22 protein-coding genes are annotated in these 22470 nt (G+C 69.7%); 13 read left to right on the plus strand and 9 right to left on the minus strand.

The features are described from left to right. Positions 1-42 precede the first annotated feature (42 nt). Both DVH23_RS11530 and DVH23_RS11535 read right to left on the minus strand, forming a co-directional pair. On the minus strand, positions 43-447 hold the full coding sequence (locus tag DVH23_RS11530) for a hypothetical protein (protein WP_114577584.1): 405 nt from the start codon (positions 445-447) through the stop codon (positions 43-45). Beyond that, entirely contained in the window at positions 444-2828 is a 2385-nt protein-coding gene (locus DVH23_RS11535; RefSeq protein ID WP_114577585.1) for a penicillin acylase family protein, read from the minus strand. Before DVH23_RS11535 ends, DVH23_RS11530 begins: the two co-directional genes overlap by 4 nt. Positions 2829-3019: 191 nt before the next feature. Here DVH23_RS11535 and DVH23_RS11540 point away from each other — a divergent pair, with 191 nt between their 5' ends. Further along, positions 3020-4315 carry a YncE family protein gene (locus DVH23_RS11540; protein WP_114577586.1) on the plus strand — a complete coding sequence of 432 codons (1296 nt, stop codon included), beginning with the start codon at positions 3020-3022 and terminating at the stop codon, positions 4313-4315. A 90-nt stretch (positions 4316-4405) separates the two neighbouring features. On the opposite strand, the gene DVH23_RS23565 is transcribed toward DVH23_RS11540, so the two are convergent. From DVH23_RS23565 to DVH23_RS11550, 3 genes are all read right to left on the minus strand, one after another. Next, positions 4406-4579, minus strand: coding sequence for a hypothetical protein (locus DVH23_RS23565; RefSeq protein WP_157972395.1), 174 nt, complete (start codon positions 4577-4579; stop codon positions 4406-4408). A gap of 154 nt (positions 4580-4733) precedes the next feature. Next, positions 4734-6392, minus strand: a complete 1659-nt coding sequence (locus DVH23_RS11545; protein WP_114577587.1) for a tRNA uridine(34) 5-carboxymethylaminomethyl modification radical SAM/GNAT enzyme Elp3 — start codon at positions 6390-6392, stop codon at positions 4734-4736. A gap of 52 nt (positions 6393-6444) precedes the next feature. Next, positions 6445-6939: an SHOCT domain-containing protein gene (locus DVH23_RS11550; RefSeq protein WP_114577588.1), complete on the minus strand. Its 495-nt coding sequence runs from the start codon at positions 6937-6939 to the stop codon at positions 6445-6447. A 153-nt stretch (positions 6940-7092) separates the two neighbouring features. Here DVH23_RS11550 and mbhE point away from each other — a divergent pair, with 153 nt between their 5' ends. The 7 genes from mbhE to mnhG are packed head-to-tail and all read left to right on the plus strand — an operon-like array spanning position 7093 to position 13217. Then, entirely contained in the window at positions 7093-9459 is a 2367-nt protein-coding gene (mbhE, locus tag DVH23_RS11555; protein WP_114577589.1) for a hydrogen gas-evolving membrane-bound hydrogenase subunit E, read from the plus strand. Further along, entirely contained in the window at positions 9456-9920 is a 465-nt protein-coding gene (locus tag DVH23_RS11560) for an MnhB domain-containing protein (RefSeq protein ID WP_114577590.1), read from the plus strand. The genes mbhE and DVH23_RS11560 overlap by 4 nt, the downstream gene beginning before the upstream one ends. Further along, positions 9917-10315 carry a sodium:proton antiporter gene (locus DVH23_RS11565; RefSeq protein WP_114577591.1) on the plus strand — a complete coding sequence of 133 codons (399 nt, stop codon included), beginning with the start codon at positions 9917-9919 and terminating at the stop codon, positions 10313-10315. Before DVH23_RS11560 ends, DVH23_RS11565 begins: the two co-directional genes overlap by 4 nt. Continuing rightward, positions 10312-11916, plus strand: a complete 1605-nt coding sequence (locus tag DVH23_RS11570; protein ID WP_114577592.1) for a complex I subunit 5 family protein — start codon at positions 10312-10314, stop codon at positions 11914-11916. The genes DVH23_RS11565 and DVH23_RS11570 overlap by 4 nt, the downstream gene beginning before the upstream one ends. Beyond that, complete coding sequence (locus DVH23_RS11575) at positions 11913-12566, plus strand: Na+/H+ antiporter subunit E (RefSeq protein WP_255565242.1); 654 nt, start codon at positions 11913-11915, stop codon at positions 12564-12566. Before DVH23_RS11570 ends, DVH23_RS11575 begins: the two co-directional genes overlap by 4 nt. Beyond that, positions 12553-12846: a monovalent cation/H+ antiporter complex subunit F gene (locus DVH23_RS11580; RefSeq protein WP_114577593.1), complete on the plus strand. Its 294-nt coding sequence runs from the start codon at positions 12553-12555 to the stop codon at positions 12844-12846. Before DVH23_RS11575 ends, DVH23_RS11580 begins: the two co-directional genes overlap by 14 nt. Beyond that, a complete protein-coding gene (gene mnhG, locus DVH23_RS11585; protein WP_114577594.1) occupies positions 12843-13217 on the plus strand; it encodes a monovalent cation/H(+) antiporter subunit G in 375 nt (124 codons plus the stop codon). The genes DVH23_RS11580 and mnhG overlap by 4 nt, the downstream gene beginning before the upstream one ends. A 12-nt stretch (positions 13218-13229) precedes the next feature. On the opposite strand, the gene DVH23_RS11590 is transcribed toward mnhG, so the two are convergent. Then, entirely contained in the window at positions 13230-15356 is a 2127-nt protein-coding gene (locus tag DVH23_RS11590; RefSeq protein WP_114577595.1) for a DHH family phosphoesterase, read from the minus strand. A gap of 100 nt (positions 15357-15456) precedes the next feature. Here DVH23_RS11590 and DVH23_RS11595 point away from each other — a divergent pair, with 100 nt between their 5' ends. The 4 genes from DVH23_RS11595 (at position 15457) to DVH23_RS11610 (ending at position 19969) form a co-directional block, all read left to right on the plus strand. Beyond that, complete coding sequence (locus DVH23_RS11595) at positions 15457-16725, plus strand: four-carbon acid sugar kinase family protein (RefSeq protein WP_114577596.1); 1269 nt, start codon at positions 15457-15459, stop codon at positions 16723-16725. Beyond that, positions 16712-17785, plus strand: coding sequence for a 4-hydroxythreonine-4-phosphate dehydrogenase PdxA (gene pdxA, locus DVH23_RS11600; RefSeq protein ID WP_198667914.1), 1074 nt, complete (start codon positions 16712-16714; stop codon positions 17783-17785). The genes DVH23_RS11595 and pdxA overlap by 14 nt, the downstream gene beginning before the upstream one ends. Before the next feature lie 5 nt (positions 17786-17790). Beyond that, a complete protein-coding gene (locus DVH23_RS11605; protein WP_114577699.1) occupies positions 17791-19104 on the plus strand; it encodes a lactate racemase domain-containing protein in 1314 nt (437 codons plus the stop codon). A 151-nt stretch (positions 19105-19255) separates the two neighbouring features. Then, the gene (locus DVH23_RS11610; protein WP_114577598.1) at positions 19256-19969 is read left to right on the plus strand and encodes a ferredoxin--NADP reductase; all 714 of its coding nucleotides are present in this window, start codon (positions 19256-19258) and stop codon (positions 19967-19969) included. Positions 19970-19972: 3 nt separating this feature from the next. Here the strand turns inward: DVH23_RS11610 and DVH23_RS11615 are convergent, their stop codons facing one another. Together DVH23_RS11615 and DVH23_RS11620 are read right to left on the minus strand one after the other, a co-directional pair. Next, the gene (locus DVH23_RS11615) at positions 19973-20248 is read right to left on the minus strand and encodes a hypothetical protein (protein WP_114577599.1); all 276 of its coding nucleotides are present in this window, start codon (positions 20246-20248) and stop codon (positions 19973-19975) included. Between the two features lie 154 nt (positions 20249-20402). Then, entirely contained in the window at positions 20403-20999 is a 597-nt protein-coding gene (locus DVH23_RS11620) for an NUDIX hydrolase (RefSeq protein WP_114577600.1), read from the minus strand. A 230-nt stretch (positions 21000-21229) separates the two neighbouring features. Between DVH23_RS11620 and DVH23_RS11625 the strand changes: the two genes are divergently transcribed. Continuing rightward, positions 21230-21952, plus strand: coding sequence for a metal-dependent hydrolase (locus DVH23_RS11625; protein ID WP_114577601.1), 723 nt, complete (start codon positions 21230-21232; stop codon positions 21950-21952). Here DVH23_RS11625 and DVH23_RS11630 read toward each other — a convergent pair. Beyond that, positions 21949-22386, minus strand: a complete 438-nt coding sequence (locus DVH23_RS11630) for a hypothetical protein (protein WP_114577602.1) — start codon at positions 22384-22386, stop codon at positions 21949-21951. The genes DVH23_RS11625 and DVH23_RS11630 overlap by 4 nt on opposite strands. Positions 22387-22470: the final 84 nt, after the last annotated feature.

A 22470-nucleotide genomic window follows, 5' to 3' on the forward strand; every position in this document is an offset into this window, starting at 1 on the left:
GGGTGTACCGTCGCCGTCGGCGGCGGGTGGGCTCGGGTGGTCTCAGACGACGCCCCGGACCAGCGCCCCCCATCCCGGCCCGAGCAGGCCGGCGGCGACGGCGACGTACGCCGGCGGCGACAGCGCGAGGAACTCGCCGGTGCCCATCGACGGGCTCGCGAGGACGGTGAGAGCGAGGGCGACGGTGCCGGTACAGATCCCGGCGGCGACCGCCCGGGGGAGCGTCCGGCTGACGAGGCCGACCGCCGCGCCGGCGGCGAACAGCCCGAGCCAGTGGACCCACGCCAGCCCGAGGCCGACGGCCGCGGCGGCGACGACCGCGACCGCCCGCCGCCTCGAGTCCCGTCGGATCGCGAGCAGGGGGGCGGGCGTCCACGGGAAGCCGGCGCCGTCCGTCCTCTCGGGGCTGTCGCGGTCCGTCCCCGAGGGAGTGTCCTCGACGCTCATTCCTCCCGCCCCCGGAACTCGAGGACTCGTCCGTCGTCGGGCGCCTCGAAGGTCATCGGTTTGTGCTCGCCGTCGGCCCACAGCCGGAGCTGATCCGCGTAGTGATCCGAGCCATAGACCCCGCTCTGGCCGCCGGGGACGACCGACAGCGACTCCCCGCCGATCGACGACACCTGGCGCCAACTGCTGCCCGCGCCGGCGCCGTCGTGGACGTTGAAGACGGTCGCGTCCGTGCCGTCGGTCGGATACCGGGGATAGTTCAGCGCCGGCACCTGCCCGCCGAACGGGTGGTCGATCGTCGTCCGGTTGTAGTCGCCGTAGCTCTCCCAGCCCTCGGCCTCAATCTCGTCTACGGCCTCGGCCATCGCCTCGGCGACGACGGCCGCGCGGTCGCCGTCGAAGAACGGGTCGTCGGCGGGCAGGGTCACCAGCGGCCACTCCTGGGGCCACCACCCCTCGTCGAGACCCAGTCGCTCGAAGTCGTCGCTCCAGGTCGCCGCCCGGAACGCCTCGTAGAAGCGAGCGAAGACGAGCGCGGCCGTCGACTCCCGGTCCATCCGGTACTCCCAGTCGGACAGCTCCTCGAGGTAGGGATCGAGGGAGCGGTCCATCCGGTCTCTGGCGTCGAGGATCGCGGGCACGAGGGCCCGTGCCCGGAGGTCTACGGTGTCGTTCTGGAGAGCGACCATGAACTCGCGATCGACGGCGCCGCCGCCCGCGATCCGTTCGTCGAGTCGCTCATAGATGCGGGCCCCGCGAAAGCCCGAGGCGTAGCCCTGGCCGACGGGGAACGCCGGGTCGTCGACCGGCCGCTGGTTGGCCGTAGCGACGTAGTCGGCGTCGCTGACGCCCGGCGTCTCCTCGACGGGGATGAAGCCGCCGGCCGACCAGTCGCTCTGTCCGAACGGCTCGAACCCGGCCCACTCGGCCTCGGCGGCCGAGCCGTCGAAGACGCGGTCGCCGCGAACGACCTCGCCGTCGATCCGACGGATCGGGATCCGGCCGGCCACCTGGTAGTGAACCTCCTCGTCGTCGACGTACAGCGCGTTCTGCGTCGGGACGTCCATCTTCCGGAGCGCCCCGAGGTAGTCGTCGGCCCCCCGCGTCCGGGAGAACTCGTAGATGGCCGCGGACTCCCGGGTGCCGGACATCCCGGTCCAGGCGACCCCGATCCGTCGGCTCTCGCCGTCTACCTCCCGGTCGACGAGGGCGCCGTGGACAGTCTTTCTGACCTCCACCTCGCGGTCCTCGCCGTCGGCGACGCCGATCGTCCGGGTTTCGGTCTCGAACTCGAGCCAGTCGTCCCCGTAGCGGTACTCCTCGCCGTCGGTCTCGTAGGTGTAGTGGTCGACGACGTCGGCGCCGGTGTTGGTAAACCCCCACGCGCCGTGGCGGTTCTCCCCGACGACGACGAAGGGAATGCCCGGGAGCGTGGCGCCGCGGACGTCGACGTCGGCGTTTGCGACCGTGATCCGCTGTTCGTACCACACCGGCGGCGCCATGAGCGTCAGGTGGGGGTCGTAGGCGAGCATCGGCGATCCCGAACGGGTGTGCTCGCCGGCGACGGCCCAGTGGTTCGATCCCCACGCCGGTGGCGGTTCGTGCTCGGCCAGCGCGTCGACGAACGCGGGATCGACGCCGCGCAGCCGCCCCCTCGATTCCGCCTCCCGCCTCCCGTCGCCGGTCGCCTCCCGGACGATCGGCGCGCCGTGGTCGAAGGGCTCCCCGTAGAGCCGGCGGTAGTCGGCGGAGTCGAGACGCTCCCGGAGGACGTCCCGGCGGAGCGCCTCGAAACTCCCCGTCAGCCCCCAGGCGATCTGGGTCCCGACGAGCAGGGTATCGATCGGCGTCCACTCGCCGGCCCCGTATCCGGCGAGTGCGAACTCAAGCGGGTCGGGACCGGCCTCGCGGGCGGCGTTGACGCCGTCTGTGTAGGCCTCGATGAGCGTCTCGGTCCGGCTCCCCGCGAGCGCCGTCTCGGAGGCCGCTGCTGCCCCACGGAAGTCCATCTGTGCGTGAAAGCGATCGGTGTCGACGGCCCGTTCGCCGACGGCGGCCGCCAGCCGACCGTCCATCCGGCGCCTGACGAGGTCCATCTCGAAGAACCGGTCCGCCGCCTGGACGTAGCCGACCGCGAAGTACGCCGCCGGTTCGGTGTCGGCGGCGACGTGGGGGACGCCCCACTCGTCGTAGGTCACGGTCGCCTCGCCGTGGGGGCTGGCGACCGTCTCCGGCGTCTCGCCGCGGGTGCTCCGCCAGGCGCGGCCTGCGGGCGGGGCGAACGACGACAGCAGGTCGGCTGCGGGCGACAGCGCCGTGGCGCCGACGCCGCCGGCAACGAGGGCCCCGAGCAGCGCGCGACGGGTGGAGTTCGCTCGCATCGTTCGCCGATCGGAGCCGGGACGGAAATAACACCACGCCGCTCGCGACGCCGGCTCCTCCCCTCGCCCCCGCGACGAGCCAGGTACTTCCGCCGGGGCTCGGTCGTCGTGACACCGGTCTTACCTATCGAAACACGGCCCGAGGCGCGCTATTCGTCACATATTAATCGATCGGGTCGAGAGGGGGTGGCATGTGGGAACGGGTGACTCGACGGATGCTCCTGGCCGGCGGGGTGGCGGCCGGTGGTCTCGGGATCGCGGGCTGTCTCGGGGAGGGCAGCGACGGGGGGGCTACCGCCGGTGCCGGCGGGTCCGACGGGGGCGGCGAGGACGACGCTACCTACGAGATCTGGGCGCTCGATCGAGGGACCGATACGGGCTACGTCTACGAGCCCGGCGGGGAGGAGGGAACCTTCGAGGAGGTCGAGTCCATCGACTTCGCCGCCGACGACGGCGGGGGGCCCCACACGATCGCGTTCACTGCCGACTACGAGTACGCCGCCGTCGCCTGTACGGCCGGCGCCCGCACGCTCTTCGTCCGGACGGAAGACCGCCGGGTCGTCGGCAGCGTCGAGACCGGTCCGGGATCGCGGTTCGCCGCCTTTACCCCCGACGAGGAGTACGTCGTCGTCGACGTCGCCGGCGCGGGCGCGATCAAGCGGATCGCGGCCGACCTCGAGGCCGAGGAGTTCGGGATCGACGGCGAGATCGTGCTCACCGACAGCGAGACGATCCGGGAGCACGCCGGCGACTTCTCGGACTCGAGCCCGGTCTGTCACCAGCACACCGGGGCAGGCCACTCCTATCACGCCCTGGGTCCGGACTACCGCGACGGCGGCCTCGTCGTCGTCGACCACGCTGACTTCTCGGTCACCGAGGTCTTTCACGGCGAGGTCGATGGCGTCCCGACCAACTCCGGGACGATGCCCCACTACGAGGAGTCGAAGTTCTACCTCACGGCCGGCCGGCCGTCCGACTCCGAGGGGAGCGAGGAGGGTGTCGGCGACTACTACGTTTTCGATACGGAGGGCCACGAGCCGATCGAGAGCGGGTTCACGGAGGGGATCGACGCACACGACCTCCGGTTTACCCCCGACGGCGAGGAGCTCTGGGTGCTCAACCGCGAGACCGGCGACGGGATCGTCCTCGATCCCGGGACCGATGAGGCGATCGCGGAGGTAGCGGACTACGGTCCCGCGCCGGACGTCATGTGGTCCTCGCCCGACGGGGAGTACGTGTTCGTCTCGCTGCGGGGCCCCGAGCAGGCGCCGGGAGACTCCCATCCCGCGACCGGCGAAACACCCGGGTTCAACGCCATCGACGCCGAGAGCCGCGAGATCGTCGCGACCGTCGAACCCGACCCGATCGCGGACTACGGCGCGGACGAGATCGAAAACGAGGACGTCGCCACCCCCGACTTCCACGGCATCGGCGTCCGCCCGATCGGAGAGTTCGACACCGAAATCCCGAACTCGCCGCCGTTCTGAGTCGGGGTTCGTTCGACCTGCTGTGTCGTTTGACTTCGCTCCCGGTGGCCGACATCCGTGTTACGTACAGTATTAGAGCAGACCACCGCTTTAGGAAGACTGTAAGTATCCGTCAGAAAACATCAATACTGCAAGGACGGCTATGGCGATTAATAGCATCAGGCCACTACCGTAATCCGTTCCGACAGCAGCATAGGTGATCAAACCAATACTGGCCGAAATCAGGCACATCGCAAATAGACGTTTATCAGTGGGGGTGTTCATGTGGAAATGTTATCAAGTACAAGTATAAGTTTTCCTCTGTTTGTCACGTTCGCACGCGGATGTGGCGCCGGATTCGGACAAAAGCGCTCAGAAAAAAGACTTCGACGGAGCCGGTGGTTTCGTTCACCGCAAACCGGCGCTCGCTTCGGTCGCGTTACAGCTCCGTGCTCACGTAGGGGCCGTCTTGGCTGTACCCGAGTTTCTCGCGGTAGTACTCCCGGGCGCCGATGCCCGAGATCACGGCGAGTTTCCCGTAGCCCGCATCGCGGGCGAGTTCCTCGGCGCGTTCCATCAGCCGGCGGCCGTACCCTCGGTGCTGGTGCTGGCCGTCCTCGCCAGCCCCGCCGACTGCGACCTCCGATCCGTAGACGTGGAGCTCCCGTACGAGCGCGGCGCCTTCCAGTTCCTCGCGAACCGGGTCTCCGGGAAACCGAAGCCGACAGAACCCGACCAGCACGTCACGGTCGAAGTCTTCGAAGGAAATGAAGTGTTCCGTGCCGCCACAGGCCTCGTAGCTCATCACGTCGAGTTCGATCTCGGCGGCCTCCCGCTCGGACATCCCGGCTTCCCGACACCGGATGCAGTCGCAGGTCCAGCCGTGCTCTTCGAGGCGCTTTCGGGCGAGCTGTCTCAGGTTCGACTTCCAGACGCCGGCCTCGATGTGGTCTGCCGGAATGTCGCGCTGGACGCGCTGGAGGCGCGTGTAGCGCGGGATCATCGACTTGATCTCGGCGACGAGTTCGGCGGCCTCCTCGTTGCCCAGGGGATCGAACTCCCCTTCGTGCCACCAGTCGTAGGTCGCGGTGCCCTCGACGATCAGCGTCGGATAGATCTTGAGGTAGTCGGGGCGCCACTGCTCGTTGTCGAACAGTTCCCGGAAGTCCTCGAGGCACATCTCCTTTGACATCCCGGGCTGGCCGGGCATCATGTGGAAGCCGACCTTGAACGCCGCGTCGCGCAGCCGGCGGTTGGCGTCGATCGACGCCTGCACGCCGTGGCCGCGGTGCATTTCTCGATTTATACGCTCGTAGGTCGTCTGGACGCCGACCTCGACTTTCGTCCCGCCGAGGTCGAGCATCCGGTCGATCTGTTCGGGGTCACACCAGTCGGGTTTGGTCTCGAAGGTCGTCCCGATGTTCCGAACGTCGTTCGTCTCGTTTTCGGCGATCACGTCCTCGAGATACCGCCACTCGTACTCCTCGGGATCCTCCGCGAAGCTGACGCCCTCGGCGGGTTCGGGCTCCGCTCCGGGGTCGAAGTCGTTCATCGCCTCCAGGGCGCGCTTGACGAAGTGTTCCTGGTAGTCGTGGCTCCGGGCGGTCATCGTCCCGCCCATCAGGATCAGCTCTACCTTGTCGACGGGATGGCCGATCTGGCGCAACTGGTTCAGCCGGAGCGTGACCTGCCCGTAGGGGTCGTAGTCGTTCTGGACCCCGCGGGCGGCGGCAGGTTCGTCGCCGGTGTAGCTCTGCGCCGAAGAGAACTCGGAGTCCGGCCCGCCGGGACAGTAGAGACACTTGCCGTGGGGACACCGCTCGGGCGAGGTCATGATCGCGACAGGCGACACCCCCGAGGCGGTCCGGACGGGCTTTCGCCGGAGCACCTCCTCTAGGTCCTCGCGGTGTTCCCGGGGTGCGTAGTCGAGCAACTCGGAGTTCTTCGGCACCTTCGGCGCCGAGTGCTCCGAGCAGGCTTCGAGCTTCGCCTTCTCGACCTCCTCGCGTTCGACCTCGCCGGCCAAGATACGACCGACGAGGGTCTCACAGACCCGCTCGAACGCCTCGGTCTCGGTCGGCGGGATCTCGGTACTCATTCGGTCATCTCCTACTGGCGGCGTCCGGCGAATAAGGGTGTCGCTACCCGGGTCATCGCTCGCGCTCGAGGTGGCGGTCGGTGTCTCCGTGCGGGTTCTCTCGATCCCCGCTCCGGGCGCGCGCCCACTCGGAGGCGTCCTCTACGGTCTCGACCTCGAGCAGCCGTTCGAGTTTGTGCTCGAACTGCTCGTCGGTGAGCTCGCCGGCGGCGTACCGTTCCCGCAGGGTCTCGAGGGCGTCCCGGCGTCCGGGTTCGAGTTCGCGTTCTGCGGGTCGATCCTCGCGTTCGTTCTCGCCCCACCACTCCCCCCAGTCGTCCCAGTCGGTGTCTCCCCACATGCCGTCCCACCACTCGGCCCTGTCTTCCTCGTCGCCGTACAGCAAGGCGACGAGGGGGACGACGACCATGTACCCGATCAGCATGACGGCGAGCCACAGCGAGCCGCCAAAGCCGGAGATCAGGAGCGCGAGCCAGAGTCCGGTGACGATCGTCAAGGCGATCGCCGTCGCGTTCTCCCGGGCGCGGGTCGCGGGATCGCCGCTCATAGCCCCTCGTGTGCGCGAAGAAACGAAAGGCGTTTCGACCGGCGGCCGGTCCGACGGACCGACCGCTCGTCGCCCCCGTTCGGGCCGCGGGCCCGGGTTCGTCCTTCCTGCCGAAGGGTTAAGGCGCGACCGTGGGTAGATCCACCGAACCGAATGTCCCCGGAGCCGGTCGTCGTGTTCGCAGCCGTGTCGCTGCCGTTCGTCGCCGCCCTCCTGATGCCGCTTGCGTTCCGGTTGCTGGGCGAGCGGACGGGCTACCTCGCCGCGGGAGTCTCGCTTCTCTGTTTCGCACTGCTCGCGACCCAACACGGCGCCGAGGGCGTCGTCTCGCTCGCGTGGATCCCCTCCCTGGGAATCTCGCTTCGCTTCGCCGTCGATGGCTGGGCCGTGCTGTTCGCGCTGGTTGCAAGCGGGATGGGCGTCCTCGTCTCGATCTACTCGCCGGCGTACCTCCACGGCGAGTCCGGCCTCGCGAGGTACTACGCCGCCCTGGTGGCCTTCCTCGGGTCGATCCTCGGGGTCGCCCTCGCGGCGGACCTGATCGCACTGTTCGTCTTCTGGGAGCTGACGAGCCTCTGTTCGTTCGTGCTGATCGGTTTTCACACCGAGGACGACTCCTCGAGGTACGCCGCGCGGATGTCGATGCTCGTCACCGTCGGCGGCGGGCTGTTCATGCTCGCCGGCTTCCTGTTGCTGGCCCAGGCCGCCGGCGACCCCGCCTCCTTCGACCTCGCGGCGATGCTCGCCGAGCCCGGGCCCGTCCGCGACTCGCTACGGGAGGCCGGCCTCTTCGTCCCCGCGCTCGCGCTGATCGCCGTCGGCGCGGCGACCAAGTCCGCCCAGGTCCCCGTCCACTTCTGGCTCCCCAGTGCGATGGCCGCGCCGACGCCCGTCTCCGCCTTTCTCCACTCCGCGACGATGGTCAAGGTCGGCGTCTACCTCCTCGGACGGCTCCGCCCCCTCCTCGAGAGCCCCGAGTGGTCGCTGTTGTTCTCGGCGCTCGGGCTCGCGACGATGCTCGTCTGTGCGATGCTGGCCGTGGCCTCGACCGACGTCAAGGAACTGCTGGCGTACTCGACGGCGAGCCACCTCGGACTGATGGTCGCGGGCTTCGGCTTCGCCTCGGGGTACGGCGCCGAGGCCGGGGTCTTTCACCTGCTCAACCACGCACTGTTCAAGGCCGCCCTGTTCTTGATCGCCGGCATCGTCGCCCACGAGGCAGGTACCCGCGAACTCGCGGAGCTCGGGGGACTCCGCCACGAGCTGCCGTTTACGGCCGTCATCACGGCGGTCGTCGCCTTGAGCATGGCCGGCATCCCGCCGTTTAGCGGCTTTTATTCGAAGGAGTTGCTGTTCAACGCGACCGTCGAGGCCGCCGGCCAGATCCCCGGCGCGATCGGCTGGCTCTACCCCGCCGTCGCCGTTCTCGCGAGCGTCTTTACCGTCCTCTACTCGGTTCGCTTTCTCGCGCTCTTTTTCGGCTCGCGGCCCGATGGACTCGGCCACGTCACCCGGCCGGCGCCGATCCTGCTCGTTTCGCCGGCGATCCTCGGCGCCCTCACTGCCGTCATCAGCATCTCGCCCGGGCTCGCAATCGAGACCGTCGTCCAACCGGCCGTCGACGCGACGGTCACGGAGCCCCGCGAGATGCCCCACGTGATCCCCACGTCGTACTCGCCCGCGGTCGGGATGAGCGCGCTCGCGATCGGACTCGGACTGGCCGCCTACCCGTTCTACGGCCCCCTCCACCGGGGTATCGGCGGGCTGTCGGCGGCGATCCCCCCGGTCGCCGCGACCTGGTGGTACGACGCCGCTATCGACGGCCTCGAGCGCGCCGGACGAGGGCTCGCCGCCCGCGTCCAGAACGGGTTGCTCCGGACGTACGCGACCTGGACGCTCGGGGCCACCTGTGCGATCGCGCTCGCGGGCTTCGCCGCGGCCGGGGCACTCTCGGGAACGATGGTCGAGCTCGAGGCGTCGATCCCGATCGCGCTCGTCGCCGCCGTCGCGGTGGTCGCGGCGGTCGCCGTCGTCCGCTCGCCGTCCCACGTCGTCGGCGTCCTCACGCTCTCGATCGTGGGGTTCATGCTCGCGATCGTCTACATCCTCGCGAGCGCGCCCGATCTCGCGCTGACCCAGCTCGTCGTCGAGACGCTCGTCCTCCTGGTCTTCCTGCTCGTCATCGAGGAGATTCCCGAGTCGGCGGAGCTTCCCGTCCCCGAGTTCTCGGAGATGGCCCTCGGGCGGGTCGGCCGGGACGCGGTCCTCTCGCTCGCCGTCGGCGCGACCGCCTTCGTCACCGTCCTCGTCACGACCGACGCCCGCCCCGAGGGGGCCTCCGAGATCGCCCGCTACTACGCCGAGCAGGCCGTCCCCGAGGGTGGGGGGACCAACATCGTCAACGTCGTCCTCGTCGACTTCCGGGCGTTCGACACGATGGGCGAGCTCGTCGTCGTCGCCGTCGCGGCGATCTCGGTGCTGACGCTGCTCGTCATGCGCGGACGGGGTGAGGACGCGTGACGACGGTCGTGATGCGGACGACCGCCCGGGTCGTCGTCCCGATCGTGCTCGTCGTCGCCCTCTCCTTGCTCCTCGAGGGCCACAACCTCCCCGGCGGGGGGTTCATTGCGGGCGTGCTCACGACGACCGCCTTCGCCTTGCTCTATCTCGCCTTCGGCCTCGACTTCCTCGAACGGGGCGTCCTCGGCCGCGAGGTCGAGTCCGGAAAGGCACCCTCGCGGGACCGGGTCGTCGTCGCCTACCGCCGACTGTTCGCCGCCGGGCTCGCGATCGCCGTCGGGAGCGCGCTGGTGCCCCTGTTCTTCGGGGTTCCGTTCCTGAGCCAGACGTACGTCGTGCTCGAGGGCGTCCCGATCTACGGCCACGTCGAGCTCGCGAGCGCGGTCGTCTTCGATCTCGGGGTCTACTGCGTCGTCGTCGGCGGCCTGCTCACGATCCTCTCGGCGGTGGGAGCCGAATGACCGCGATCGTCCTCGCGGCGACCGTCGGCGCCCTCTTCGCCCTCGGCACCTTCCTCATGCTCCGGCGGGACCTGGTCCGGGTCGTCTGGGGGCTCGCGCTCGTCGGCCAGGCCGCGAACCTCTACTTGCTGACCGCGGGCGAGATCGCACCCGCGACCCACGACGCGGTCCCGGTGCTCGCGGGCCACGGCGAGGTCCCCGAGACCGCCGACCCGCTGGTCCAGGCGCTGGTGCTGACGGCGATCGTCATCGGCTTCGGGATGACCGCCTTCGCGCTGGTGCTCTCCTACCGGGTCTACGAGGAACACGGCACCCTGGACCTCGCCGAGATCGGGGGCCGAGAGGTCTCCGAGGGGAGAGAGCGGACCCGGAGCGACGGGGGTGACCGGCGATGACGACGGTCGTCATCGCACCGATGCTCGTCGTCCTCGCCACGGCCGTCCTCACGCTCCTGTTCGGGAGTTACCCCCGCCTCCGGACGGGCCTGGCCCTCGCGGGGACCGCGGGCTACGCGCTCGCGGTCGCCCTGCTGGCCTGGACGGTCGTCCTCGCGCCCGGCGCCCCGGGGATCGCGACCTACCAGGTCGGCGGTCACCCCGCGCCCTTCGGCATCACGCTGGTCGCCGACGGGCTCTCGGCGTTCATGCTCGCGATGGTCGCGACCGTCGGGCTCGCCTCGGCGATCTTCTCGACGCGGTACGTCCACAACATCGGCTACGACCGCCGGACGTTCTACAACCCGCTCTTTCACGTCCTCCTGCTCGGGGTCACCGGCGCCTTCCTCACGGGCGACCTCTTCAACCTCTTCGTCTGGTTCGAGGTCATGCTGATGGCGAGTTACGTCTTCGTCGCCTACTACGGCGGCCCCCAGCACACCCGCGCTGCCTTCCGGTACGTCGCCTTGAACCTCGTCGCCAGCGCCGTCTTCCTGCTCGCGGTCGGCGGGCTCTACGCGACCACCGGTACCCTCAACATGGCCGATCTGGCCCAGCGCCTCGCCGACCCCGCGGCCTACGGGATCGATCCGGTCCCCGTCGTCGGCCTCTTCGGACTCCTACTCTCCGTGTTCGCGCTCAAAGCCGGCCTCGTCCCCTTCCAGTTCTGGATCCCCTCGGCCTACCGGGCGGCGCCGCCGCCGATCACCGCCCTCCTCGCGGGCGCGACGAAGAAGGTCGGGATCTACGCGATCATCCGGCTCTCCTTTACCGTCTTCGCCGGCGCCGACGTCCCCGTCTCGCTCTCGGTCCCCGGCACCGACCTCGGGATCGCGGGTGCCTCCCCGCTCGCGTTCGTCGGCCCCGTCCTGTTCGCGATGGCCGCGGCGAGCATCGCCGTCGGGGGGCTGGGCGCGATCGGCCGGCCCTCGATCGAGGGCGTCTTCGCGTACTCCAGCATCGGCCAGGTCGGCTTCATCGCGCTCCCGGTCGCGCTCGCGGCCGCGGCCACGAGCGAGCAGTTCCGCCGGCTCGCGGTGCTCGCGGCGCTGGTCTACGCGCTCAACCACGCGCTGGCGAAGGCGCTGCTCTTTCTCGCGGCGGGCGCCGTCAGGTCGGCGACCGGAACGATCGCCTTCGACGATCTGGGGGGGCTTGCCGAGCGCGCGCCCGCGCTGTCGATCGCGGTCTTCGTCGGCTCGCTTGCGCTGGTCGGGATGCCCCCGCTGTCGGGCTTTTTCGGGAAGTTCCTCGTCTTCGAGGCGGCGATCCGAGCGGAGGCCGGCGGCGCCCTCGTCGTCCTGCTCGCGGGTTCGCTGCTGACGATCGCCTACGCGACCCGGGTCTGGAACCGCGGCTTCTGGGGCGCCCCATCGACGGCGGTCACTGACGCCCGGATGGACCGGGTCCAGGTCGCCGCGGTCGTCGCGCTCGCGGCCGGCGTCCTCGCGGTCGGGATCGGCTTCGATCCCGTCTACGAGTTCGCCGAGGTCGCCGCCGAGGCCGCCCTCGACGCCGAGGGGTACGCCGAGGCGGTCGATCCGGGGGGTGAGGCGGCGTGAGCGTCCAGGTTCGGACCTGGCCGGTCGCGGGCTGGATCTTCGCGATCCTCTGGATGTTCGTTCGGGGCACCACCCTCGCCCCGATGGCCCTCCTCGGCCAGCTCCTCCTCGGGCTCGCGGTCGGGCTCCCGATCGCCTACCTTTTCCGGCGGCTCTACCCCCGCTGGATCGGGCTCGGGCGGGCCGGGGTGGTGCCGGCGGCGGGACGGTACCTCCTCGACTTCCTCCGGGAGGTGGTGCGTTCGAACGTCGACGTCGCCTACCGCGTGCTCGCGCCGTCGCTCCCGATGGAGCCCGAGGTCATCCTGATCCCGCTTCGCGTCGAGTCCGCCCCCGCGATCACGCTGCTCGCCAACAGCATCACGGTCACGCCGGGGACGATAACCCTGGACTACGCCGAGGAGGCGAACGCGCTGTACGTCCACGTCGTCGACGGCCGCGACCCCGACGGAATCGTCGATCCTATCAGGCGCTGGGAGGACTACGCACTCGAGATGTTCGACGAGGAGGCGTCGTCGTCGGAGCCGGCCCCCGAGATCGTCGTCAGCGGCGGCGACCGGTGGGGCGAGCGGAGTCGCGGAGACCAGGTCGGCCGCGAGAGCCCGGGCGACCCGGGACACGACGGGGGTGACGGGCGTGACGGCGAGTAGCGACCCCGCCGTCCTCCTGGTCGCGATCGACGCGGCGCTGGTCGTCGTCGGTGCGCTCTGTGTCCTCTGTAGCTACCGGGTCATCCGCGGGCCGACGGTCGCCGACCGCGTGGTCGCCCTCGACGCCATCGCGACGAACGTCGTCGCCATCGCCGTCCTCTTTGCGCTCCGGACCGACCGGGGGCTGTTCGTCACGATCAGCCTCGTGCTCGCGATCATCGGCTTCATCGCGACCGTCGCGGTCGCCAAGTTCGTCGATCGCGGGGAGGTGATCCAGTGATCCGGGCCGCCCTCCTCGTCGCCCTGATCGTCGTCGGGGTTTTCTTCCTCACCGTCGGCACGATCGGCCTGCTCCGGTTTCCGAACGTCTACAACCGGATGCACGCGACGAGCAAGCCCACGACGCTCGGCACCGCCGCCGTCTTCCTCGCCGCCGTCGTCGAGTTCGGTCCCGGCAGCGAGGGGCTGACGGCGCTCGTCGGCATCCTCTTTCTGTTCTTGACGGTGCCGACTGGCGCCCACATGATCGCCCGCTCGGCCGAACGGGTCGGCGTCCCCTTCGTCGGGAGCGTTACCTGGCCCGACGAGTCGGCACTTGGGCGCGAGGGCTCGGAGACCGACTCGAACCCCGGTCAGGACGAAAGCGACTGAGAATACGGGCGACTACTCGTCGGCCAGGTCGCCGACCGCGGCGACGGCGGCCTCAATCACGCCCTCGCGCTCGCCGACGAGGAAGGCGACGTAGCCGTCGGGGCCGCCGACGACCCGGACGCCACCCTCGGGGACCGCCGACTCGATCGCCGCGCCCAGTGCGCGGACGTCCACGGGGTCTGTGCTCCGGACGTGGAGTTCGTCCTCGTCGACGCCGATCGTGACCGTCTCCTCGCCGTGCTCCTCGCGTTCGACTCGCGAGAGGGCGTCGAGTAGAAGGCCCGTCGGCGGGAAGTCGAAGCGGTGGGTGTAGGCGTCGGTGTCGAGGACGGTGACCGGAACCCCCTCGGCCTCGCGGCGATCGACGTTCGAGCGGACGGTCTCGAGTTCGTCGCCCAGCTTGTCGCGGAACTGCTCGGAGATGTGGCCCGCGAGCCCGCTCCCGCCGTCGAACAGCAGGTCGGCAATGAGTTCGCGCTTGTCGCTGTAGGACTGGTAGTGTGCCTCCAGAGCGATCGCCTCCCGGCGCTCCGAGCGGGCGGTATCGTCGTAGCCCGCCTCGCTCGCGAGGTCGGCGTACGCCTCGGGGACCCCCTCCCAGTAGCTGATCGCGGGGAGGTGTGCGAGGTCCTCGCGGGCGTCGTCGTTGACGTGGGCAGCGACGTTCGCCGCGAGGGCGGTCGTCGTGATCTCGGCGTCGCCCTCGGCGGCCTCCGAGAAGGCCGGACCGACCGCGACGGAGACGGCCTCGGCGACGGCGCCGTCGCCCCGGCCGTCGTCGATCACGAGCCGGTCGGCGCCGTAGTTCTCGAGGAGCTCGTAGCCGTCGGCGGACTCCGCGGTGCTGCCGGCGTCGGCGAGCACCACGAGGGGGAGCTGTTCGCCGTGGCGGTCGCGGGCCTCGAGCATCGAGGTCGCGTCGCCGGTCGCGGCGTCCATGTCGTAGACCGCGTCGTCGAGCGGGCGCCGCTCGAAGTAGTGGTACTCGGCGTCCTCGCGGGCGTGTTTTGCCCGGATTAGCGGGAGGATCGCCCGTTCCAGGCCGGCGCCGGCGACGTAGCCGTCGGCGGTCGCCGTGTGGCGGACGACGATCGGCCGGGCCTCCATCACCGCCCGGCGAATCGCGGTCGCGGCCTCGACGACTTCCTCTTCGAGGTCGGCGACGGCGTCGTGGTCGGCCAGCAGGGAGACGGCGGCGGGCCGGGCCTCCCGTTCGACGGCCTCGACGAGGCGGTCGGCGACGGTCTCGCGGTCCTCGCCCGAGAGGGGCTCCAAGCGTTCGGTCTCGACCTGGAGGTCGCCGTGGTGGCGCTCGACCTCGCCCTCCAGAGCGACGATCTCGTCGACGTCGACGTCGGGGTAGGCACGGACGCCGGCCTCCTCGAAGGCCGCACACTCGACGGCGCCGGTCTCGTCGCGGAGTTCGAAGACGGTCGGGCCGGAGGTCTGGCGGACGCTCGTGATCTCGCCTTCGAGCCGGACGATCGCGCCGACCTGGTCCGCCAGCGAGTCGACCGTGGTCGGATTGAGCGTCGGCTCGCCGTCCTCGTCGGTCGGATACCCCTCGGCCTCGGGATCGCTCTCGGGCGGGGTCTCGGTCGGCTCGCTCTCGACGTCGACTGCCTCCTCGGGCGTGGCCGCGGTCTCGACTTCCGTGCCGCCGTTTGCGACGGGGTCGTCCGGCCCCGACGTCGGGTCGCCGGCCGCGGGCGAGTCGGCGTGGGTCGTGGGTTCCTCGTCTTCCTCCTCGCTCCCGTCGTCCTCGGGGAGGCGGTCGCCGTCGGGGGCATCGATCACCGTCCCGCGGAACTCGCGGTCGTCCTGGCGGATCGACCAGCCGAGGTCGACGTTGCCGTTGTCCCGGACGTCCAACACCTGGACGTAGACGCTGTCTCCGGGCTCCCAGTCCAAGCTCTCGAGTCGTTGCTTCAGTTCGCTTCGGTGCAACAGGCCCGTGACGTGGTCACCGACGTCGACGAAGACGCCGAAGTCGGCGTAGCCGTCGACCGTCCCCCGGTAGTAGCGCTCGGGGGTGAGCTGTGACGCCGAGGTCCCTTCGAACTCGAAGGCGACGTCCTCCTGATGGCTCGTACAGACCACGCCCTCGACGGACGTGCCGCAGATGATACAGTTACCCATATAGTTCGTCCAAGCAGGTTCGGCCTAAAACGGTTGTCGAAACGCGCCCGCGACGAACGCCGACGCCGACGTTTATAACGCCGCCCTCGAATCGACCGCCATGGAGGTCTTACTCGTCGCCGACGACCTCACCGGGGCCGTAGACGCCGGTCACGGCTTCGCCCGGCGGGGCCACCGGACCGTCGTCGCCGTCTCCGAGCGCGACATCGCTCCCGACGCCGACGATCCCGCCGTCCTCGCCGTGAACACCGATAGCCGCTACGCGGAGGACGACGACGCCCGGGAGGCCGTCGCCCGCGCCCTCGGCGGCCGGGAGGCCCTGGTCGTCTACAAGAAGGTGGATTCGACGCTCCGGGGCAACGTCGCGAGCGAGGTAGAAGCCGCCATCGAGGCGTCGGACGCCGATCTCGCGGTCGTCGCGCCCGCCTTTCCGGCCGCCGGCCGGACGACCCGCGAGGGGATTCACCGGGTCGAGGGCCGCCGGCTCTCGGAAACCGGGTACGCGGACGACGCGAACCCGCCCGGAAGCGACCGGCTCCCCGCGCTCTTCGAGCAGGCCCGGTACCCGGTCGAGCACGTCCCCCTCGAGACGGTCGCGGAAGGCGTCGGCGCGATCCACGAGGTTCTCGAGTCTTCCGGCGAGGGGCCCCGGATCGCCACCTTCGACGCCGCGGACGACGGCCACCTCGCGACGATCGCACGGGCGGGTGGGGAACTCGGCGAGCGGGTCCTCTACGTCGGCAGCGGCGGGTTGGCGGCTCATATCGCGGTTCCAGAACGGGGAGTCGGCGTCGCGGGGGGCGCGGTCGGATCGCCGGACGGATCGGGCGTCCTCGCGGTCGTCGGCAGCGTCGCCGACGCCACGCTCGCGGGGATCGAGCGGGTTCCCGACTCGACGGTGATCGAACTCGACGGGGAGGAGCTGGTCGCCGAACCCGAGCGGGTGGGCCGCGCGGCGGGCGAGCGCGCGGCCGCCCGCCTCGCCCGCGGCGAGCACGCGCTCGTCACCGCCGCGCGGTCGCGCGCCGACGTCGCCGCGACCCGCGATGCGGGAGCGAGGGCAGGCCACGACGAGAACGAGGTCGCGGCGCGGGTCCGGCGCGCGCTCGCGGCCGCGGCGGGCGTCGCGCTCGCGGAAGGCCGACCCTCCGGCCTCTTTCTCACCGGGGGCGACGTCGCACTCGCTGTCTGCGAGGAGGTCGGGATCGACGCGATCCGGCTCTCGGGCGAGGCGGTCGCCGAGGGCGTTCCGTGCGGGCGGGTCGCGGGCGGACCGCTCTCGGGGACGCCACTGGTGACGAAGGCGGGCGGGTTCGGCGGGGAATCGACAATCGTTACGGTCCTGGGACGTCTCGATGGGGGCAGTTGACATGGATCGCTACACCGTCGCCCTGACGATGGGCGACCCGGCCGGAGTCGGCAGCGAGGTGATCGTAACGGCCTGGCCCGAACTCTTCGAGGACGGCCGAACGATGCCCCTGGTCGTCGGGGACGCGGGCGTCCTCCGGGCAGCAGTCGAGAACTGCGGGGTCTCCCCCGAGATCGTTCCGGTCGATCGTCCCGCAGAGGCGGCCGACGTCGGAGGACCCGACACGGTCCCCGTCATCGACCTCGCGAACGTCGACGGGCTCGAGTACGGCGTCGTCCGCGAGGCCTACGGCCGGGCGAGTCTGGACTACGTCGAGCGTGCGATCGACCTCGCGCTCGCGGGCGAGATCGACGCGATGACGACCGCGCCGATCAACAAACAGGCCACGCGGCTCGCGGGCAGCGACCACGCCGGCCACACCGGGATGCTCGCCGACCGAACCGACACCGACTCCTACGCGATGCTGCTGATCGAGGGCGATCTTCGGGTGAGCCACGTCACCACCCACGTCCCGCTCGCGGAGGCCTGCGAGCTGGTCACTCGAGAGTCGGTTCTCGAGACGATTCGGGTCACCGACGAGGCCCTTCGGGAACTGGGGATCGCCGAACCCGGGATCGCGGTCGCGGGGCTGAACCCTCACGCGAGCGACGGCGGCCTCCTGGGGGAGACCGAACGCGAGGAGATCGAGCCCGCCGTCGCGGACGCCCGCCAAGAGAGAATCGCGGTTGAGGGCCCGAAGTCACCCGACACCGTCTACCCTGCGGCCGCGGGCGGCGCCTACGACTGCGTCGTCTCGATGTACCACGACCAGGGCCACATCCCGATCAAGATGCTCGGGTTCGCCGAGGGCGGGCAGGTGTCGGGCGTGAACGTCACGATCGGGCTCCCGATCGTCCGGACGAGCGTCGATCACGGCACCGCCTTCGACATCGCCGGCGAGGGGATCGCCTCCGACCGGAGCCTCCGGCAGGCAGTCTCCGTCGCGACCGAGATGGCGGCGAGCCGCGCGGACGGTCCGGATGGTACTGACGGAACCGATGCGAGAGGTGGACCGAAGTGACCGAGATCCCCTTCGAGGTCCCCGACGCCGGGGCGTTGCGAGCGGCGACCGACGCGACGGTCGGGGACCTCCCCCGGGTCGCGTCCGTCACCCGACACCGCGACCACGACGAGGTTGAGGACGTCGAGCGGGCGACCCGCGAGGCCGTCGGCGACATCGGCGGGTTGGAGGACCTCCCTCCGGGATCGGAGGTCGGGATCACCGCGGGGAGCCGCGGCATCTCCGACATGCCGACGATACTCGAGACGGCGGTCTCGGAACTCCGGTCGATGGAACTCGAGCCCGTGATCCTCGCGGCGATGGGAAGCCACGGCGGCGCCACCGCGGAGGGTCAACGCGAGACGCTCGCAGCGCTCGGGATCACTTCTAGTACCGTGGGCTGTGAGATCCGATCCTCGATGGCCGTCGATCGTGTCGGCGACGATAGTTTGGGACGGCCGGTGTACGCCGCCCGCGACGCCCGGGAAGTGGACGCCGTCGTCCTCGCCAACAGGGTCAAGCCCCACACCGACTTCTCTGGACCGGTCGAGAGCGGCCTCTGCAAGATGGCGGTCATCGGCCTCGGTAAACACCGCGGCGCAGAGTCGCTTCACAACGCCGGACTCGCCGCCGACTTCTCGAGCGTGATCCGGGAACGAGCGGAACTGCTCGTAGAGGAACTCCCGATCATCGGCGGGATCGCCCTCGTCGAGAACGCCCGCCACCGGGCCGCCCACGTCGAGGGGATCGACGCCGGCCGAATCCTCGAGCGAGAACCCGAACTCCTCGAGACGGCCAGAGAAACGCTCGCGACCCTTCCCGTAACCGACCTCGACCTCCTGGTCGTAGACGAGATCGGCAAGGAGATCTCGGGGACGGGAATGGACACGAACGTGCTCGGTCGGACCTACTTCCACGGCGAGGACGAACCCGACGAGCCGTCGATCGCGCGGGTGTACGCCCGATCCGTGACGCCGGCCTCCCACGGCAACGCCCTCGGGATGGGCCTGGCGGACTTCGTGCATCGAGACGTCGTCGCCGACCTCGCGGTCGAGGACATGTACGTCAACGTCGTCACCAGCGGCGAGCCCCGCCGGGCGAAGCTCCCGTTCGTCGTCCCCGACGACGCGACGGCACTCCTGGTTGCCCCCTCGACGACCGGCGTCGCCGACCCCGGCGAACTCCGGTTCGCGCGGATCCGAAACACCCTGGAACCTGACGACCTCGTCGTTTCGGAGCCGGTCACCCGCGAGCTCGAGGACAGGCCCGACGTCACCGTAGGGAAACTCCGCCCGATCGAGTTCTCGGAGGGCCGACTGGAGACGGCGCCGTACGACTGATAGGGTCGGTTACAACGATGTACCGTTCGGTCGCAGTACCGTGTTGTGATCGACGGTGCAATGACTTGTAACCGACCCTATGACGTCCCGATCCGCTCGGCTCTCGGTATGCCGGCAGTAGCCCTTTGGCCGCGTCGTCCGAACTCCGCCCATGACCCTGACCGTCACCGTCGCGGACGTCCACCGGATGACCCCGGACGTCACACAGTTCCGGCTCGTCGCCGACGACCACACCTTCGAGTACGAGCCCGGCCAGCATACCGCGATCCATTTCGAGGACGATGGCGAGGATGTCGAACGTCCCTACACGGCGGCCACTCTACCGGGAACGAATCAGCTCGTCCTGGCGATCAAACGCTACGACGACGGCACCGCCTCGGTCTACATGCACGACCGCGAGCCCGGCGACGAGATCGAGATCGAGGAGGTCTCGGGCAACCTCCACGTCCGCGACCTGGATCGGGACGCGGCCTTCCTCGCGACCGGCACCGGGATCACCCCGATCTACCCGATGCTCAGACAGTACGCCAGAGAGGGTGGCGGGACGGCCCGGCTGGTCTTCGGCGAGCGCGATCAGGAACACCTGATCTTCCGGGAGAGCCTGGATCAGATTCGGGCCGAGCACCCGAACCTCTCGGTCGAGTACGTCCTCTCCGACCGCGAGGACGACCGGGCCTGGAACGGTCGGACGGGCCACGTTCAGGACCACCTCCCGGAGGCCATCGAGGGCCTAGACGATCCCGCCTGCTACGTGTGTGGCGTCCCCGAGATGGTCGTCGAGACCGAAGAGCTCCTCGACGAGGAGGGGATCGACGACGACCCGATCTACACCGAGGGCTGGGAGCGAGACGCCGCCGAGGACTGATCCTCACTCGTCGTTGCCGTCGAACACCGGCGACCCCGCCTCGAGTTCCGCGAGCCCCTCCCGGATCTGCCTCGCCTCGTCGGGAAAGAGCGCGACCTCGACTGCGTTTCCCTCGCCGTCCTCGAAGGCGAGTTTGACGCGCTTGTCGCCGAACTCCCGCGCTTCGGCGCTCTCGACCCCGAACAGCTTCGCGGTCGCGGCCTTCGTCGCCGGCCCGACGTTCTTGAACGCGCCCTCGTCGATCTCTACCATGAACCGGTCGATGTCGATGGTGAACACGCCGGCCCTTCGGCGGGACAGGGTAAAAGCTGGGGCAGTCGTCTGAGAATCCGAACCGAGGCCTCGGCTCGTCAGCCATCTCGGGCGCGTTCGACGACTCTCCGGTGGACCGATCTCTCACTCCCGGTGCGGTGTGTCACATTGGTAACGGCTTCTAGTCGTCTTCCGCGCTCCACGTTTCAAGCAGTCGCCGCGTGGACGGATACAGCCGTTCGTCGGCTGGTGGGGTGGCGAACCATGCCGCTCCGTTCAGTTCGCCGGGTTGGATCGCGATCGAGCCGTCCTCGTAGTCGGCGTGAAAGAACACCCGGAGCACGTGGAGGCGCTCGTCGTACTCCTCGCAGGTCGCGATCTCGTGGCGCATGTGGCCGATCCCCGACGGAGAGATGGACATGCCGACCTCCTCGGAGACCTCGCGAACGACGGTTGACTCCATGGTTTCGTCGTCCTCCCGTCCGCCACCGGGGACGCCCCACTTGGACCCGCCTCGCCCGACGATCAGGAGGACCCGCTCCTGCTCGGTCCCGTCGACCGCCATCGACTCCGTGAGCGGCGGGAGTTGATCGGGCGTCCGTCGGACGAGGGCGTACGCGCTACCGATGTACCCGTCGCGGGACATCTCGAGCCACTCCGCGAACTCGCCGTCGCTCGGCGTGTCGTGGCGCTCGTACACCGGCGCATCGCCGAAACGGTCCAACAGCCGATCGCGCCGGCGTTCGACCTCGTCGCGGTTGATATCCCGATAACCCATATCACCTACCTCCGGCCAGGCCGACAAAACGCTTCGGAGACCCATCGCGTCGGCGCCAGCTACCGGACGACTCCCTACGCGAGCGGGACGGATCGGCGGCTGGTCGGCCGACGTTCGATCGAAAGCGGGGTAACGGTCGGATCCGGAGGCGTACTCGACTGCGCTTTCGTATCGTCGTCTCGTCCTGCCGGGTTACGCTTTAGTAGCCCACGACTGTACCACCGCCCGCTATGGAGCTCACCTGGCACGGCCACTCGACGGTCGCGGTCTCGGTCGGCGACACCCGCTTGCTGATCGACCCCTTTTTCGACAACCCGCAGACGGACGTAGAGCCAGCCGAGGTCGAGGAGCCCGACTACGTCCTCCTCACACACGGCCACGCCGACCACGTCGGAAGCGCGGGGGCGTTTGCCGACGCGACGCTCGTCGCGGTGCCCGAACTCGCCGCCTACGCCCAGGAGGAGTACGGCTTCGAGGAGGTCGTCGGCGGGATGGGGATGAACCTTGGGGGCACCGTCGAGTGTGGCGACGCCTACGTCACGATGCATCGTGCGGACCACACGAACGGCATCGAGACCGACTACGAGTATTCGGCGGGCCCGCCCGCCGGCTTCGTGATTAGCGACACGAAGCCCACCCAGGTTTCGGACGACGAATCGACGACGTTCTACCACGCCGGCGACACCGGGCTGATGACCGAGATGCGCGAGGTGATCGGTCCCTACCTCGAGCCCGACGCCGCCGCCATCCCGATCGGCGACCACTTCACGATGGGGCCGATGCAGGCCGCGATCGCGGTGGACTGGCTCGACGTCGATCACGTCCTTCCGATCCACTACGACACGTTCCCGCCCATCGAACAGGACCCCGCCGATTTCGAACGGGAGGTCGAGGCCGCCGGCAGCGACGCCGAGGTCCACGCGCTTTCGGGCGACGAAGGTCTCGAGATCTAGAAGGGCAGCGCCGCCACGAGTCGCGCGACCAGGCCCTCCTCGTCCCCCTCGTTGCCCCCATCCGAGAGCTCCCAGTCAGCCTTTTCGGCCGCTTCGGTGACGCGAACGAACTCCCAGCCGGTGTGGCCGGCGACCCGTTGGTGTTCGTCGGACGTGCCCACGAGGACGTACCGGGGGGTGTCGGCGGCCGCACGGACGTCCTGGGCGGCGAGCCAGATATCCCGGTCGCCGAGGTCGAAGTCCTGGCGGAGGTCGTGGGTTTCGACGACGGCGGCGACCTCCTCGGTGTGATTCCCCAGCACGCCGACGTAGTGGGTCCATGTTGCCGCGTCCTCGAACGCTGCCCGTGGGTCTTCGAGCCGGGAGACGGCCGAAGGGGTGACCGCGAGGGTCACGTCGCCCGGTCCCGGGTCGGCCGAGCCGTCGATGCTCATCGCCCCGTTCTTGGGGACCCTCCCGGATAACCGCTGTCCCACAGCGGAAACGTTTACCCGCCGGGCGTCGACGGTGGGGACGCA

Origin of the sequence: Saliphagus sp. LR7, from assembly GCF_003344565.1 — an archaeon.
GTDB lineage: Archaea > Halobacteriota > Halobacteria > Halobacteriales > Natrialbaceae > Saliphagus > Saliphagus infecundisoli.